This is a genomic window from Pseudomonas sp. BJP69, from assembly GCF_007633355.1.
In the GTDB taxonomy this organism is placed as follows: Bacteria; Pseudomonadota; Gammaproteobacteria; order Pseudomonadales; family Pseudomonadaceae; genus Aquipseudomonas; species Aquipseudomonas juntendi.
Genome location: NZ_CP041933.1, coordinates 2175090 through 2190210 on the forward strand (window position 1 = coordinate 2175090; position 15121 = coordinate 2190210).

13 protein-coding genes are annotated in these 15121 nt (G+C 64.9%); 9 read left to right on the top strand and 4 right to left on the bottom strand.

Going from position 1 to position 15121, the window contains the following annotated elements:
• Positions 1-144 precede the first annotated feature (144 nt).
• The 5 genes from FPB55_RS10020 (at position 145) to FPB55_RS10040 (ending at position 6646) form a co-directional block, all read left to right on the top strand.
• Complete coding sequence (locus FPB55_RS10020) at positions 145-813, top strand: ABC transporter ATP-binding protein (protein WP_144188077.1); 669 nt, start codon at positions 145-147, stop codon at positions 811-813.
• Positions 810-3272: an FtsX-like permease family protein gene (locus FPB55_RS10025; RefSeq protein WP_144188079.1), complete on the top strand. Its 2463-nt coding sequence runs from the start codon at positions 810-812 to the stop codon at positions 3270-3272. The genes FPB55_RS10020 and FPB55_RS10025 overlap by 4 nt, the downstream gene beginning before the upstream one ends.
• Positions 3262-4317, top strand: coding sequence for a lipocalin-like domain-containing protein (locus FPB55_RS10030; protein WP_009686508.1), 1056 nt, complete (start codon positions 3262-3264; stop codon positions 4315-4317). Before FPB55_RS10025 ends, FPB55_RS10030 begins: the two co-directional genes overlap by 11 nt.
• Before the next feature lie 184 nt (positions 4318-4501).
• A complete protein-coding gene (gene eutH / locus FPB55_RS10035) occupies positions 4502-5734 on the top strand; it encodes an ethanolamine utilization protein EutH (protein WP_029887056.1) in 1233 nt (410 codons plus the stop codon).
• Between the two features lie 114 nt (positions 5735-5848).
• Entirely contained in the window at positions 5849-6646 is a 798-nt protein-coding gene (locus FPB55_RS10040) for a helix-turn-helix transcriptional regulator (protein WP_009686510.1), read from the top strand.
• Between the two features lie 92 nt (positions 6647-6738).
• Here FPB55_RS10040 and FPB55_RS10045 read toward each other — a convergent pair whose 3' ends face one another.
• The 3 genes from FPB55_RS10045 to FPB55_RS10055 all read right to left on the bottom strand — a co-directional run bounded on the left by FPB55_RS10045 (position 6739) and on the right by FPB55_RS10055 (position 9814).
• On the bottom strand, positions 6739-8010 hold the full coding sequence (locus FPB55_RS10045; protein WP_144188081.1) for a D-arabinono-1,4-lactone oxidase: 1272 nt from the start codon (positions 8008-8010) through the stop codon (positions 6739-6741).
• A gap of 28 nt (positions 8011-8038) precedes the next feature.
• Positions 8039-8806, bottom strand: coding sequence for an SDR family NAD(P)-dependent oxidoreductase (locus tag FPB55_RS10050; protein WP_144188083.1), 768 nt, complete (start codon positions 8804-8806; stop codon positions 8039-8041).
• Between the two features lie 135 nt (positions 8807-8941).
• Entirely contained in the window at positions 8942-9814 is an 873-nt protein-coding gene (locus FPB55_RS10055) for a LysR family transcriptional regulator (protein ID WP_144188085.1), read from the bottom strand.
• A gap of 135 nt (positions 9815-9949) precedes the next feature.
• On the opposite strand from FPB55_RS10055, the gene FPB55_RS10060 reads away from it, so the two are divergent.
• The 4 genes from FPB55_RS10060 (at position 9950) to FPB55_RS10075 (ending at position 14692) form a co-directional block, all read left to right on the top strand.
• Positions 9950-11071 (top strand): muconate cycloisomerase family protein, encoded by a 1122-nt coding sequence (locus FPB55_RS10060; RefSeq protein ID WP_009686515.1) that lies wholly within the window; start codon positions 9950-9952, stop codon positions 11069-11071.
• A 98-nt stretch (positions 11072-11169) separates the two neighbouring features.
• Positions 11170-11460: a muconolactone Delta-isomerase gene (catC, locus tag FPB55_RS10065; RefSeq protein ID WP_115293915.1), complete on the top strand. Its 291-nt coding sequence runs from the start codon at positions 11170-11172 to the stop codon at positions 11458-11460.
• Between the two features lie 35 nt (positions 11461-11495).
• On the top strand, positions 11496-12428 hold the full coding sequence (gene catA / locus FPB55_RS10070; protein ID WP_144188087.1) for a catechol 1,2-dioxygenase: 933 nt from the start codon (positions 11496-11498) through the stop codon (positions 12426-12428).
• 173 nt (positions 12429-12601) lie between these two features.
• Positions 12602-14692 carry an EAL domain-containing protein gene (locus FPB55_RS10075; RefSeq protein ID WP_047149652.1) on the top strand — a complete coding sequence of 697 codons (2091 nt, stop codon included), beginning with the start codon at positions 12602-12604 and terminating at the stop codon, positions 14690-14692.
• Here FPB55_RS10075 and FPB55_RS10080 read toward each other — a convergent pair.
• Positions 14689-14949, bottom strand: coding sequence for a DUF1652 domain-containing protein (locus FPB55_RS10080; protein WP_009686520.1), 261 nt, complete (start codon positions 14947-14949; stop codon positions 14689-14691). The two genes, FPB55_RS10075 and FPB55_RS10080, sit on opposite strands and share 4 nt — an antisense overlap.
• Positions 14950-15121: the final 172 nt, after the last annotated feature.

Consider the following 15121-nt stretch of genomic DNA (forward strand, 5'->3'; position numbering starts at 1 on the left):
CGTGGTCAATCTGCATTTACGCAATGAATAGCGCTATTTGTGCGATTATCGAATCGTCTGTGGATCCATTGATGGGCGCGTCTCTCCTATGTGTCCGTGACCTGCTATTACTGGATAGTCACCCGAGACCCCAAGGCCCCCCCGATGCTGGCCATCGAAAACCTGCACAAATCATTTGCCACCCCCCAAGGGCCGTTGCCGGTGTTGCAGGGCGTCGACCTGTGCCTGGCGCGCGGCAGCAGCCTGGCCTTGATGGGCGAGTCTGGCAGTGGCAAGAGCACCTTGCTGCACCTGGTGGCCGGCCTGGACCGTGCCGACAGCGGGCGCATCCTGATTGACGGCAGTGCCCTGGACAGCCGCTCGGAGACGTCCCTGGCACTGTGGCGGCGACAGGGGATTGGCCTGGTGTTCCAGCAGTACAACCTGATCAGCAGCCTGGACGTGGGCAGCAACCTGGCATTCCAGGCCCGGCTGGCCAACCGGCACGACCCCGAATGGGGCGCCCACCTGGCTCAACGCCTGGGCCTGGCTGACCTGCTCGGGCGTTACCCTGAACAACTGTCGGGCGGCCAGCAGCAACGCGTGGCCATCGGCCGCGCATTGGCTGGGCGCCCGGCCTGGTTATTGGCTGACGAACCCACCGGCAGCCTTGACGAAGCCACCAGCGACGAAGTGCTGAGCCTGTTGCTGCAACTGGTCAGCGAGGCTGGCAGCGGCCTGCTGATGGTCACCCACAGCCCCCGGCTGGCGGCGCGGCTGCAGCAACGTTGCTACCTGCAGGGTGGCCGTGTGCGCAGCGGGCAGGGCGCATGAGGCTGCTGTCGCTGGCCCTGTTGGCTTTGCTCAGCCACTGGCGGCGCCACCGCGTGCAGTTTTTCAGCATCTTCACCGGGCTGTGGCTGGCCACGGCGCTATGGACCGGGGTGCAGGCCTTGAACAGCCAGGCACGCAGCGACTACGCCAGGGCCAGTGCGGTACTGGCCGGGCCGCTGCAGACGCAACTGCTGCCACGCCACGGCGAACGCTTTGACCAGGCGCTGTACGTGCAACTGCGCAGGCTGGGTTGGGCGGTGTCGCCGGTGCTGGAGGGGCGCCTGCGCCTGCCAGGCGAGCCCGGGCGCAGTGTGCGCCTGATCGGCATCGAGCCATTGAGCCTGCCGGCGGCCAGCAGTATCGCCGGGGTGCAGCCCCAGGCGTTCGACCTGCAGGCGTTCATCGGCGTGCCCGGGCAGGCCTGGGTCGGGCCAGACACCTTGCGCCTGTTGAACATGACCGCAGGGCAGGTGGCCCACGACCGCGATGGGCAACCGCTGCCGCCGTTGCTGGTGCAAGCCGAGCTGGCCCCCGGGGTGATCGTGGTCGATATCGGCCATGCGCAGGCCTTGCTGCAGGCACCGCGGCAGTTGTCACGCCTGCTGGTAGCGGCAAGCCCGGGGCCTTTGCCTGCCGACATTGCGGCTGACCTTGTCGTGCAACCCCGGCAGGATGATGGCGGTTTGCAGCGCCTGACCGACAGCTTCCACCTCAACCTCACTGCGCTAGGCCTGTTGGCCTTCGTCGTCGGCCTGTTCATCGCCCATGCCGCGATTGGCCTGGCATTGGAACAGCGGCGCGGGCTGATTCGCAACCTGCGCGCCTGTGGTGTCAGCCTGGCTACCCTGCTGTGTGCCCTGGGTCTGGAGCTGGGGCTGTTCGCAGTGCTTGGCGGGCTGGCCGGGGTAGCCAGTGGCTACGCGGTGGCGGCCTGGTTGCTGCCCGATGTCGCCGCCAGTCTGCGCGGGCTGTATGGCGCGCAGGTCGCAGGCACGCTGAACCTGCCTGCGCAGTGGTGGTTGTGGGGCGTGATGGTGAGCGTACTCGGTGCACTGCTGGCCGGGCTGGGCAGCATCCTGCGCGCCGCACGCTTGCCCTTGCTGGCGTTGGCGCAGCCGCAAGCATGGCGCCTGGCACAGGGGCCGTGGCTGAGCCGTCAGGCTTGGGTAGCGGGCCTGTTGCTGGTGCTGGCGTCAGCTTGCGGGGTGTTCGGTGACAGCCTGCCCGGCGCCTTCGGTATGCTGGCGGCGCTGTTGCTGGGGGCGGCATTGGCGTTGCCAGCCTGGCTCGACAGGGTGCTGGCCTGGTTGGCGCGCCGTTGTCAGCGGCCGTTGGCCCAGTGGTTCGTTGCCGACAGCCGCCAGCAGTTGCCTGCCTTGAGCCTGGCGCTGATGGCCTTGCTGCTGGCGCTGGCTGCCAGCGTAGGTGTGGGCAGCATGACCGAGGGTTTTCGCAAGACCTTTGTCGGCTGGCTGGACCAGCGCTTGTCCGCCGACCTGTACGTGAGCCCAAGCGATACCGCGCAAGGCCTGCAGATAGCCCAGTGGCTGGGGCAGCAACCTGCCGTGCGGGTGGTTCTGCCTGGCTGGCGCGTCGAAACGCAGGTGCAAGGCTGGCCGGTCCAGGTGCAGGGCATTGTCGACCATCCCGTTTATCACAGCCGGTGGCCGTTGCTGGAACAGCAGCCGCAGGCCTGGCAGCTATTGGCCGAGGGGCAGGCCGTGATGCTCAGTGAGCAGCTGGCGCGGCGGTTGCGTTTGCACTTGGGGGACCACCTGAAGCTGCCCACGGACCCGTCTCGCGGCTTGCTCGTCGTTGGCCTGTACGCCGACTATGGCAACCCCAAGGGCCAAATGCTGGTGAATGCCCAATCGCTGCGCGCGCATTGGCCGGATGCTGCGTTGACAGGCTTGAGCGTCGACCTGCTCGACCCCCAGGGGGCCGCCTTGAAAGCCGCGTTGCAACAGCGCTTTCACCTCGACGACAGCCGGGTCGTGCAGCAGGCGCAGTTGAAGCGGTGGTCGACCGAGGTATTCAACCGCACCTTCGCCGCCACCGCCGCGCTCAACAGCCTGACCCTGGGCGTGGCCGGCGTGGCGCTGTTCATCAACCTGCTGACCTTGGGCCAGTCCCGTCTGCGCCAGCTGGCGCCGCTATGGGCCCTGGGGGTACGGCGTACCCAGCTGGTGTGGCTGAGCCTTGGCCAGGCACTGCTGCTCAGCAGCCTGACCGTGCTGTTGGCGCTGCCGTTGGGCCTGTTGCTGGCCTGGTGCCTGGTCGCGGTGGTGAATGTTCAGGCATTCGGTTGGCGTTTGCCGCTGCATGTATTTCCCGCCCAGTTGCTGCAACTGGCCCTGCTGGGCCTGCTCACCAGCCTGTTGGCCAGCGCCTGGCCACTCTGGCAACTGGCCCGGCGTCAGCCGCGCGAACTGTTGAGGCCGTTTGCCGATGAAACGTAAAGCCTGGCTGTTGCTCTGCAGCCTGTTGTGCGGTTGTGATCAGCCGGCACCGCAAAGCTATGCCGGCCTCGGCCAGCCGGCAGGCGGGTTCAGCCAGGTCACCCGCGGCCATCGCCTGGAATTCCCACGGGACCATGCGGCCCACGATGGTTTCCGCATCGAGTGGTGGTACGTCACCGCCAACCTCAAAGACACCCAAGGGCGTGACTGGGGCGCGCAGTGGACGCTGTTCCGCTCAGCCCTGCGCCCCGGCCCGGAGACCGGCGATTGGCAGAGCCCGAACCTGTGGATGGGCCACGCCGCGTTGACCGGCCCCGGCGGCCATCGGTCAGCTGAAACCCTGGCCCGTGGCGGGATTGGCCAGGCGGGTGTGCAGGCCCAGCCGTTTCGGGCGTGGATCGACGATTGGTCGCTGCAGGGGCCGGGCGGTATCGACAACCTGCGCATGACGGCCGCTGGCAAAGGTTTTCGCTACGACCTGCAGTTGCGCAGCGAGCGGCCTCTGGTGCTGCACGGCCAGCAGGGCTACAGCGAAAAGTCGGGCAAGGGCCAGGCTTCTTACTACTACAGCCAGCCGTTCTACCGGGTGCGCGGCGAGGTCGAGCGCGACGGCCTGTGCATCGCGGTGGCTGGCCAGGCCTGGCTGGACCGGGAATGGAGCAGCCAGCCGCTGGATGCCGGGCAAACGGGCTGGGACTGGTTCTCGCTGCACCTGGACAGCGGCGCCAAGCTGATGCTGTTTCAGGTGCGCGAAGCGCACGGGGAGGCGTATCGCGCCGGCACCTGGATCGACCCGCAGGGCCAGGGGGTAGCGCTGTTGCCGGCACAGATCCGCTTGCAGCCGCTGGCCTGGGCCCGACAGGGCAATGGCAAGCAGCTGCCGACCCGCTGGCGGGTGCAGGTGCCTGAGCACGGGGTGGATGTGCAGGTCGATGCTGTTCAGCCGCAGGCGTGGATGCAGACGCGCTTCCCGTATTGGGAAGGGCCGGTGCGTTTGAGCGGCAGTGCCGGTGGCCGTGGGTACCTGGAAATGACCGGGTATTAAGCATTTCGAACCGGGCACGGCACTCTCTTTTGCAGGGGCATATACCTCCCGGTATATGGACAGCCCACCCCCCGCCGCTTAGCTTGAATGCTCAACGGGGCACGCCTTGCTCAGCATAAAAACAACGATGCCCCTGTGACCTTTCAGACCTGCCAACCCCACAACTCTAAAAATGAGGCGGCAAATGGAAAGCATCGGTACCTATGTCATCTACGTGATCATGGTGTGTGCGGTACTGGGTGCATTGGCATCCATCTATAACCCCGAAGGCGAGCTGGGCCAGGAGTTCATCGCCGGGCTGCACAGCATCGGCCCGATCTTCATCCCGGTCGCTGGCATCATGGCCGCGATCCCGTACATTTCAGCCGGCATCAGCCAGGTGATCGCGCCGCTGTTCCAGTTGATGGGCGCCGACCCTGGCACCGCGGGGCCTATCTTCATCGCCTCGGACATGGGCGGCTACCAGTTGGCCAAGGCTTTGGCGCAAAGCCCGGAAGGCTGGATCCTCGGCCTGATCACCGGGTTCCAGAGTGGTTCGACGATCATTTTCGTCATCCCGGTCGGGTTGGCCATGCTGCGCAAGGTCGATCACAAGTACATGGCACTGGGCATCATGGCTGGGCTGCTGGCCATTCCCTTGAGCATCATGATCATCGCCATGGCCATGCAGGGACTGGACCTGGGGGTGCGCCCGGATATCGCAACCACCGGTGCCGCCACCCAGGCCTTGCATTTTTCCTGGGCGATGCTGCTGCGCAACCTGATGCCCTTGATCCTGTTCTGCATTGCCCTGGCGGCGGCGCTGCGTTACTGCCCGGCACTGATGGTGTACCTGTTCCTCAAGCTCGGGCAGTTCATGTACATCGCCGTGGTGCTGGTACTGGTGGCGTCGATCGTGCAGTACTTCACCGGGCTGTTCAGCCATGTATTCGGCAGTTGGGGCTTCGCGCCGATCATCGCCGATGCCGATGACCAGTTCCGCGCCCTGGAGATTGCCGGCTACGTCGGCCTGATGCTGTGCGGGGCATTCCCCATGGTGCATTTGCTCAAGCGCTTTCTGGCGCGGCCGATCGAGCGCGTGGCATCGCGCTTCGGCATGTCTGGGGTCGGGGCTGCGGGTGTGCTGGCGGCTTCGGCCAATATCCTCGCCATGTTCCGCCTGGTCAGCGAGATGCCGCCCAAGGACAAGGTGTTGGTGATAGCCTTTTCGGTGTGCGCGGCCTTCACCTTCGGCGACCACATGGCCTTCTCGGCAAACTTCCAGCCCTCGCTGATCCTGCCGCTGATGATTGGCAAGCTCAGTGGCGGCCTGATTGCCATGCTGCTGGCCAGTTGGCTGGCCGTGCCCAAGGCGCAGGAAATGGGGCGCCAGGACGACGCCGCAGGCGCCTTCGCGGTGGCGCCCGAGCCGTCCTGAGCGCAAAGCGTCGTGCATTTGATCCGGAGCGCCCAGGGCGCCCCGGATTTTGTGCTTTTGGCTGGCCAAGGCGGTAAGGTCATGAGGCTTTGGTGCATGAGAGCGTGGTGAACAATGACAAAAGACGAAGCGAACGGGCTGGCGGCGCTGATCGAAGCGATCGGCAGCGAACACTTCGGGCCGGCGCTGGACAAGGTGATAGGCGACAAGCTGGCGTTCGACATGAGCTGCGCGTACCTGTTCCAGTTCAACCAGCCGGCCGTGCTGGTGCATAACGGCTACAACCACAGCGTCAGCGAGCGCACCCTGAACGCCTATGTGCGCGGCGGTTACTTGCTGGACCCGTTTTATGTGGCCTGCGTCAACGAGCACCCAGCCGGGCTGTGGCGCATGAGTGAACTGGCGCCCGACTGCTTCTTCTCTTCAGGTTTCGCCATCTCCCGTGATATCCACCCTTGCGTGGCCTCCGGCTACGGCACGGCAGTGGAAGAGGTGGGGTTCATCATGCCGCTGCAGCCCCAGGTGGCCATGGTCTATTCGCTGATGCGCCATCAGCGCAGTGGGGACTTCAGCGCGGCGGAAATGGCGCTGCTGGCGGACCTGGCGCCATTGCTGGCCGCGCTGTTCGGCCAGCACTGTCGGCTGCGTTTTGCCGAGTGCCTGCGGGCTTCGCCGGAAGGCGCCGTGCTGGAGGATGCCTTCGTGGAAATCCTGCAGGGGCAGTTGACCGAGACCCAGCGTTTGATCGCCAAGCTGTTGCTGCAAGGGCACAGCAACGCCTCGATTGCCCGGCAGTTGAATATCTCGGAGGGGACGGTGAAGGTGCACAAGCACAACATCTACCAGCGGCTGGACATTTCCACCAACGCCGAACTGTTTCGCCTGTTCATCGATTATCTGGCCAAGGCATAGCACCGCGCGTTGCCGGCAGTGGGCCGCTGCGCGGCCCGTACGCGTTGCAAGCCCGCCCCGGCACGTTGCCAGGTGCGCCAGGAGCGGGGTGCTTATTTGAACAGCGGGCTGAGATGTTCGCTCAGGTAGGTGCCCTGCGGGTCCAGCTGCCGGCGCAGCTTGCGGAAGTCCTCGGCACGCGGGTAGATGGCGCTTACATCCTCGCCCTTCAGGAAGTGCAACTTGCCCCAATGCGGCCGGGCGCCATACGACCGCAGGATCTGGTCCACCGCGCGCAAGTAGTCCCAGTAATCGGTGCCCGGCTCGCCGGATACCGAAATGGTCACGCTGTCCTGTTCGAAGAACGGGCTCATCCAGGCGCCGTCACCTGCCGTGAACCGGTACTCGATGGGGTAGATGGCTTGCGGGAAGTCTTCCAGCATCAGCTTGCGCACTGCCCGCAGGGCTTCCTTGCTGTGGCGCAGCGGCACGGCGTACTCCAGTTCATGGAAATTGGGCAGGTACTCGATCGGGTACACATCCGAGCTGTACGCGACCTTCTCGAATGCGCTTTCCCAGGCGGGGCGATCCGTAATGTCCATGACCTTGACTTCGCACACGTCGGTGGTGCGCCCGCTGCTACTGGTGGCCGCGGTGTCGGGCAGGCAATAGCAGTGCCGGCTCTGCTCGGTGGGGCACCAGAAGAAACTGAAATGGCGATGCTTGCGCGCCAGTTCGTCGTGTCTGTCCATCACGCTCTCGAAGTCTTCGCGCCAAATGCGCTCGTGCAGGTTGAAGCTGTCGGTCACCTGCAAGGTCAGTTCGCTGACGATGCCCAGCACACCCAGGGAAACGCGGCCCGCCTGCAGCAGGTCAGGGGTGCTTTCATCGACGACGAGAATGTCGCCGTTGGGTTGCACCAGCTTCATGCCCACTATCGACGAGGCCAGGTTGCCCAGGGTAAGGCCTGTGCCGTGAGTACCGGTGGTGAGTGCCCCGGCAATCGACTGGCTGTCGATGTCGCCCTGGTTGACCATCGACAGGCCAGCCGCCCGCAGGGCCTTGCCGAAGGCATTGATGGTGGTGCCGGCTGCGGCGGTGACGCGCTTTCTGGCGTGGTCGACATGGCGTATGCCGCTCATGTTGGCCAGCGTCAGGTGCAGGCCATTGGTCAGCGCTACCGGGGTGAACGAATGCCCGGACCCGGCCACCCGAACGTTCATGCCGTTGCGGCTGGCCTGGTTGACCAGCGTGCACAGTTCGTCTTCGCTGGCCGGCGCCCCGCGTGCCGCGCGAATGCAGGACTGGTTACCGGCCCAGTTGCGCCAGTGCGCGTGGTCCAGGCCGAATTCGTTGATGTGCATGTTGTTGGAGGAAGTGCTCACGTCATTCTCCTGCTTGGCGTGCTTGAGGTCAGACCGCGGTGTAGCCGTTATCCGCGAACAGGTGCGCGCCGTTGACGAAACTGGCGTCGTCACTGGCCAGGAACAAGGCGGCGCTGGCTACCTCGGCGGGTTGGCACAGGCGCCCCTGGGCGGTCGCGATGGCCTGTTCGCTGACGTCCACACCGTGCTTGCGCAGCATGTCGATTTCCCGCAGGCCGTGGGCTGTGGCAATGAAACCCGGGCAAATGGCATTGGCGCGGATACCGCGGTCACGGAACTCCACGGCAATGGCCCGGGCGAACATATGGGTGGCGCCCTTGCTGGTGCAATACAGGACTTCCATTGGCGTGCCCACCACGGCCGATATGGAGGAGGTACACACGATGCTGCCGCCGCCGGCTGCGAGCATGCCCGGCAGCACCGCACGGGTGATCAGGAACATGCTTTTCACGTTCACGGCCATGATCCGGTCCCATTCTTCTTCGCTGGTGTCGAGGAAGGGGACAGCCGAAAGGATGCCGGCGTGGTTCATCAATACGGTGATGTGGCCGAAGGCTGCCTCCACGGTGGCGACAGCGGCCTTGACCTGCTGTGCGTCCGACACATCGGCTGCGGCGAAAACCGCTTGGTGGCCGGCTTCGCGCAGTTGTCGCGCAACCGCTGCGCCGTCGCTGCCGGGCAGGTCGACAATGCCGACCTGCGCCCCCTCTGCCGCGAACAGTTGCGAGGCGGCCAGCCCGCAGCCACCCGCGCCACCCGTGATCAGCGCTACCTTGCCGTTTAGACGTCCCGCCATGTTCGACTCCCGAAGATCTTTGTTGAAGTGTTTGTTGCCCGGGCGTTTCGCGATTCGCGTGGCCGAGCATGAAACAGATCAACGGGAACATCCATATACCGATGGGTATACGGGGGCGGGCTGCACGCAGTGGGCTCAGCCAGCCTGCCGTGCCAGCAAGGCCAGGCAACGCTGCACCATCGGGCTGATATCCCCCTGGCGGTGGCTCAGAATGATCGGGCTGACCGCGCTGCTGTCCAGCAGGCCCACGTATTCAATGTCGGTGCGGTGCTGCTGCTGCACCGATGCCGGCACCAGGGTGATACCGACACCTACTGCCACCAGGCCGATCGCTGTCTGCAACTCATTGGCCCACTGGCTGACCCGGATGCTCATACCGTGCTGGGCAAACAGCGCCAGCACATGGTCGGCATAACTGGGCCGGGGGTTGGCCGGGTAAAGGATGAACGCCTCCGCCGCCAGTTGCGCCAGGCTCAATGGGCTGGCAGACAGCGGGTGGCCCTTGGGTAGCACCGCTACCAGCGGGTCCTCGCACAGTACCTGCTGCTCAATGGCCGGGTCGTCGATGCGGATGCGGCCAAAGGCAATGTCGATACGCCCGCTTTTCAGGGCTTGCACCTGCTGCAGCGTGGTCATTTCGCTCAGGCCCAGCTCCAGGTCGCTGTCCTGGCGCAGCTCGCGGATCAAGTCGGGCAGCACGGTGTACAGGGTGGAGGGGGCAAAACCGATGCCCAGCCACTGGCGCTGGCCCTGGCCGATACGCCGGGTGTTGTCGTTGATGCTCTGCAACTGCTGCAGCACGGTGCAGGTTTGCTCATAGAAATAACGGCCTGCATCGGTCAGCCGCAGCGGGCGTTCGCGCGCGACCAACAGGGTGCCGAGCTCGTCTTCGAGCTGGCTGATCTGCCGGCTCAGCGGTGGCTGGGCAATGTGCAGCAGCTCAGCGGCGCGGGTGAAGTTCAAGGTTTCTGCCAGGACCTTGAAGTAGCGCAGGTGGCGTAGCTCCATCAGACCTCCAGGGTATGGTGAGAGATTCATATGATATTGGACGCTGCGCAGGGTCTCGCGCAATCTTCGCACAAGCAAGCACATGCACCATTCGGGCTGGCCTTCGCCCGCCCGACCTGACGAGACCTGGCAACAATGACAAGCGCGCTGATTGAACGTATCGAGGCAGTCATCGTCGACCTGCCCACCATTCGCCCGCACAAGCTGGCAATGCACACCCTGCAGCAGCAGACCCTGGTGGTATTGCGCGTGCGCTGCAGCGATGGCGTGGAAGGCCTGGGCGAGGCCACCACCATTGGCGGCCTGGCCTATGGCTACGAAAGCCCCGAGGGTATCAAGGCCAACATCGACGCGTACCTGGCCCCGGCGCTGCTCGGCCTGCCGGCAGACAACATCAACGCGGCCATGCTCAAGCTGGACAAATTGGCCAAAGGCAACACCTTTGCCAAGTCCGGGCTCGAAAGCGCGTTGCTCGACGCCCAGGGCAAGCGCCTGGGCCTGCCGGTCAGCGAACTGCTGGGTGGCCGTGTACGCGACAGCCTGGAGGTGGCCTGGACCCTGGCCAGCGGCGACACCGCGCGTGATATCGCCGAAGCCCAGCACATGCTGGAAATACGCCGCCACCGGGTGTTCAAGCTGAAGATCGGTGCCAACCCGGTGGACCAGGACCTCAGGCATGTGGTGGCGATCAAGCGCGAACTGGGCGACAGCGCCAGCGTGCGGGTCGACGTCAACCAGTACTGGGACGAGTCCCAGGCGCTGCGGGCATGCCAGGTGCTGGGCGACAACGGCATCGACCTGATCGAGCAGCCGATTTCGCGCATCAACCGCGCTGGCCAGGTGCGCCTGAACCAGCGCAGCCCGGCCCCGATCATGGCCGATGAGTCGATCGAAAGCGTCGAAGACGCCTTCAGCCTGGCTGCCGACGGCGCCGCCAGCATCTTCGCCTTGAAAATCGCCAAGAACGGTGGCCCCCGCGCTGTGCTGCGCACCGCGCAGATCGCCGAGGCTGCCGGTATCGCCCTGTACGGCGGCACCATGCTGGAAGGCTCGATAGGCACGCTGGCCTCGGCCCATGCCTTCCTCACCCTGCGCCAGCTGACCTGGGGTACGGAATTGTTCGGGCCATTGCTGCTGACCGAGGAAATCGTCAACGAGCCGCCGCAGTATCGCGATTTCCACTTGCACATTGCGCGCACCCCCGGGCTGGGGCTGACCCTGGACGAAACGCGCCTGGCGCGCTTCGCCAGGCGCTGAACTGCAGGCTGCAGGCGCACGCGCACACCACGGCGGGGAGCCCACTTGGGCAAAGCCCTGCCAGCTTTTGAAGCTGACGCAAGAAAGGAGAAACCTGCATGCTGTTCCACGTGAAGATGACGGTGAAACTGCCGGTCGACATGAACCCGGCCACCGCTGCCCAGCTCAAGGCCGATGAAAAGGCGTTGGCCCAGCGGCTGCAGCGCGAAGGCACCTGGCGCCACTTGTGGCGCATTGCCGGGCACTACGCCAACTACAGCGTGTTCGATGTGCCTAGCGTCGAGGCCCTGCACGACACCCTGATGCAGTTGCCGCTGTTCCCGTACATGGACATCGAGATTGACGGCTTGTGCCGGCACCCCTCGTCGGTCCACAGCGACGACCGCTGATTGCTGCTGAACAAGAACAATACGAGGTGAGTACGATGACCGTGAACATTTCCCACACTGCTGACATCCAGGCGTTCTTCGACAAGGTCGCCGGGCTGGACCATGCCGAAGGCAACCCGCGTTTCAAGAAGATCATCCGCCGCGTGCTGCAGGACACTGCACGCCTGATCGAAGACCTGGAGGTCAGCGAGGATGAGTTCTGGCACGCCATCGACTACCTCAACCGCCTGGGCGGCCGTAACGAGGCAGGGCTGTTGGCCGCCGGCCTGGGCATCGAGCACTTCCTCGACTTGCTGCAGGATGCCAAGGATGCCGAGGCCGGCCTGGGCGGGGGCACCCCGCGCACCATCGAAGGGCCGCTGTACGTTGCCGGTGCCCCGCTGGCAGAAGGGGAGGCGCGCATGGATGACGGCACCGACCCCGGGGTGGTGATGTTCCTGTACGGCCAGGTCTTTGCTGCCGACGGCCGGCCGTTGGCGGGCGCGACCGTCGACCTGTGGCACGCCAACACCCAAGGCACGTACTCGTACTTCGATTCGAGCCAGTCCGCGTACAACCTGCGCCGCCGCATCGTCACCGATGCCGAGGGCCGCTACCGGGCGCGCTCGATCGTGCCGTCGGGCTACGGCTGCGACCCACAGGGGCCTACCCAGGAGTGCCTGGACCAGCTCGGTCGTCACGGCCAGCGCCCGGCGCACGTGCACTTCTTCATTTCGGCACCTGGGCACCGGCACCTGACCACCCAGATCAATTTTGCCGGCGACCGGTACCTGTGGGATGACTTCGCCTATGCCACCCGCGACGGGTTGATCGGCGAGCTGCGCTTTGTCGAGGATGCCGCGGCAGCGCATGACCGTGGCGTGCAGGGTGGGCGCTTTGCCGAGCTGGCCTTCGACTTCCATCTGCAGGCGGCCACGGCGCCGCAAGCCGAGGAACGCAGCCGCCGCCCGCGGGCCTTGCAAGGTTAGCCGCACACACCCGCAAAGCCGGTGCGATCCGCCGCGGCACCGGCTCCGTTGGCAAACCCGCCACAGGCTTTTTTGGATCCATTCCCATTCGCAAAAACCCCGTGCGTTTCGCCTAAGCTTGAGTACAATCGTCAGCTTTTTCCGGGACTCCCGTCCCAGTGCTGGAAACCCCCATGCTGACCGGTAGCTACTCCTCTTCGCTGGTGTTGATTTCGCTGTGCGTGGCGATCCTGGCGTCCTATACCGCCCTTGACCTGGCCGGCCGCATCGCCACGGCCAAGGGCCGGGCTGCCCACTTGTGGATGTTCGGTGGCGCACTGGCCATGGGGATGGGCGTCTGGTCCATGCACTTCGTGGGCATGCTCGCCTTCAGCCTGCCCATCGACCTGGGGTATGACCTGGGCCTGACCGCGTTCTCGCTGTTGATCGCCGTGCTTTCATCGGGCTTTGCCTTGTGGCTGGTCAGCCAGCCAAGCCTGCCAAGTCTGCAATTGGCGTTTGGCGCGCTGATCATGGGTGCAGGCATTGCCTGCATGCACTACACCGGCATGGCGGCGATGCGCATGCTGCCAGGCATCGATTATGACCCGACACTGTTCGGCGCCTCGCTGCTGATCGCTGTCGGTGCCTCGGCGGCGGCATTGTGGATCGCCTTCCGCCTGCGTGCGCACACACCCTATGTGCGGCAGATTCGCGGCCTGGCAGCAGTGGTAATGGGCTTGGCCATCGTGGGCATGCACTACACCGGCATGGCAGCGGCGAACTTCCCGGATGGCAGCTTCTGCGGGGCGCTGGCGGGCGGTGGCCTGCAAGGCGATGGCCTGGTCTACCTGGTGCTCATCACCACCTTGTCAGTGTTGGCGGTAGCCTTGTTGACCTCGGTGCTGGACGCGCGCCTGGAGGTGCGCACCGCAGAGCTGGCCCGTTCGCTGACCTTGGCCAACCAGGAACTGACCCAGCTGGCCCTGCACGACACCCTGACAGGCCTGCCCAACCGCACCTTGCTGGCTGACCGCATCGAGCAGGCGATTGCCAGGGTGGCGGAGCAGGGCGGCTGTTTTGCCCTGATGTTCATCGACCTGGACGGTTTCAAACCGGTCAACGATGCGTTTGGCCACCACATTGGCGACCTGCTGCTCAAGGCCGTGGCCGCCCGCCTGCGCGGCCACCTGCACAGCCAGGACACCCTGGCACGGATCGGTGGCGATGAGTTCGTGCTCCTGGTGCAGTTGCAGGAACCCGACGATGCCATGGACGTGGCGGTCAAGCAGGTCAACCTGGTGTCACGGCCATTCCGGGTGGCCGAGCACGACCTGCAGTTGTCGGCCAGCCTGGGTATCGTCCTTTACCCGGGCAATGGCCAGGACCAGCACGAGCTGCTGCGCAATGCCGACGCGGCCATGTACCACGCCAAGAGCGCCGGCAAGAATGGCTACAGGTTCTTCGACGTGTCGATGAACAGCAACGCCCGCCAGCAGTTGCAGCTGCTGCAGGACTTGCGCCAGGCCGTGGCGCAGCGCCAGTTCCGCTTGCACTACCAGCCCAAGTTCGACGCCCAGGCTTGCCAGCCCATCGGTGCCGAAGCCTTGTTGCGCTGGGAGCACCCGCAGCAGGGGTTGCTGATGCCTGACCGCTTCATCGCGCTGGCAGAAAAAACCGGCCTGATCATCCCGATTGGCGAATGGGTGCTCAACGAAGCCTGCCGGCAGATGCGTCTCTGGCTGGACCAAGGCCATCATCAGTGGCGCATGGCGGTCAACCTGTCGGCTATCCAGTTCAGCCATTGCGGGCTGGTCGACAGCGTGGCCCAGGCCTTGCAGCACAATGGCCTGCCAGCCAACTGCCTGACCCTGGAAATTACCGAAACCACCGCCATGCATGACGCCGATGCCAGCCTCACAGTGCTGCAGCGCTTGTCCGATATGGGCGTGGACCTGTCCATTGATGATTTCGGTACCGGTTATTCCAGCCTGATGTACCTCAAGCGCCTGCCCGCCAACGAACTGAAGATCGACCGCGGCTTCGTGCGCGAACTGGAACAGGACAGCGATGACGCCGCGATCGTGTCGGCGATTGTCGCGCTAGGCCAGGCACTGGGGCTGCGAATCGTCGCCGAAGGGGTAGAAACTGACCGGCAGCAGGCGTTTCTGACCCGCCTGGGCTGTGACTCGCTGCAGGGCTACCTGTTGGGGCAACCCGTACCGGCCGAGCAATTTCTGAGCAAGCTGCAAGCGATGGGCCCGGGGGCCAAGTCTGCCGGTTAACCGGCGTCGCGCAAGGTAAAGGCGGGGGCGAAGGCATCCATCTCGGCCTCGACGGCCTCGATGATGCGTTCGACATCGGCAGCGGCCATGATTGCCGCACACGGGATGCCGGCAATCGCCAGCACGGTTTCTCCGGTGGCCCGGTCGAACAACCGCGCGACCATGCTGCGTGGCGCATCCATGCTGGCCTCGAAGCCCAGCGGGTGGAAATGCCAGCGCATCACCTGGCAGGCGTTGGGGAACGTCATCTTGTTCATGCCAGCCTCCTGGTCCGTGCCTGGACGTAGTGGGCGGGTGGCCACATCGATGCGGCCGCCGGGTAAGTAAACATAGCACCTGCAATGCGCGATTCTCAGCGGCGAACATGACAAATGTATTGATGCATGACAACGGTCACATCTGCGGCCCCGCCGGCGCAGTGCCAAAGCC

What these genes read in the sequence shown, in the direction of transcription:
- FPB55_RS10020 (WP_144188077.1), top strand. Translation starts at nt 145, where the DNA reads ATGCTGGCCATCGAAAACCTGCACAAATCATTTGCCACCCCCCAAGGG.
- FPB55_RS10025 (WP_144188079.1), top strand. Translation starts at nt 810, where the DNA reads ATGAGGCTGCTGTCGCTGGCCCTGTTGGCTTTGCTCAGCCACTGGCGG.
- FPB55_RS10030 (WP_009686508.1), top strand. Translation starts at nt 3,262, where the DNA reads ATGAAACGTAAAGCCTGGCTGTTGCTCTGCAGCCTGTTGTGCGGTTGT.
- eutH (WP_029887056.1), top strand. Translation starts at nt 4,502, where the DNA reads ATGGAAAGCATCGGTACCTATGTCATCTACGTGATCATGGTGTGTGCG.
- FPB55_RS10040 (WP_009686510.1), top strand. Translation starts at nt 5,849, where the DNA reads ATGACAAAAGACGAAGCGAACGGGCTGGCGGCGCTGATCGAAGCGATC.
- FPB55_RS10050 (WP_144188083.1), bottom strand. Translation starts at nt 8,806, where the DNA reads ATGGCGGGACGTCTAAACGGCAAGGTAGCGCTGATCACGGGTGGCGCG.
- FPB55_RS10055 (WP_144188085.1), bottom strand. Translation starts at nt 9,814, where the DNA reads ATGGAGCTACGCCACCTGCGCTACTTCAAGGTCCTGGCAGAAACCTTG.
- FPB55_RS10060 (WP_009686515.1), top strand. Translation starts at nt 9,950, where the DNA reads ATGACAAGCGCGCTGATTGAACGTATCGAGGCAGTCATCGTCGACCTG.
- catC (WP_115293915.1), top strand. Translation starts at nt 11,170, where the DNA reads ATGCTGTTCCACGTGAAGATGACGGTGAAACTGCCGGTCGACATGAAC.
- catA (WP_144188087.1), top strand. Translation starts at nt 11,496, where the DNA reads ATGACCGTGAACATTTCCCACACTGCTGACATCCAGGCGTTCTTCGAC.
- FPB55_RS10075 (WP_047149652.1), top strand. Translation starts at nt 12,602, where the DNA reads ATGCTGACCGGTAGCTACTCCTCTTCGCTGGTGTTGATTTCGCTGTGC.
- FPB55_RS10080 (WP_009686520.1), bottom strand. Translation starts at nt 14,949, where the DNA reads ATGAACAAGATGACGTTCCCCAACGCCTGCCAGGTGATGCGCTGGCAT.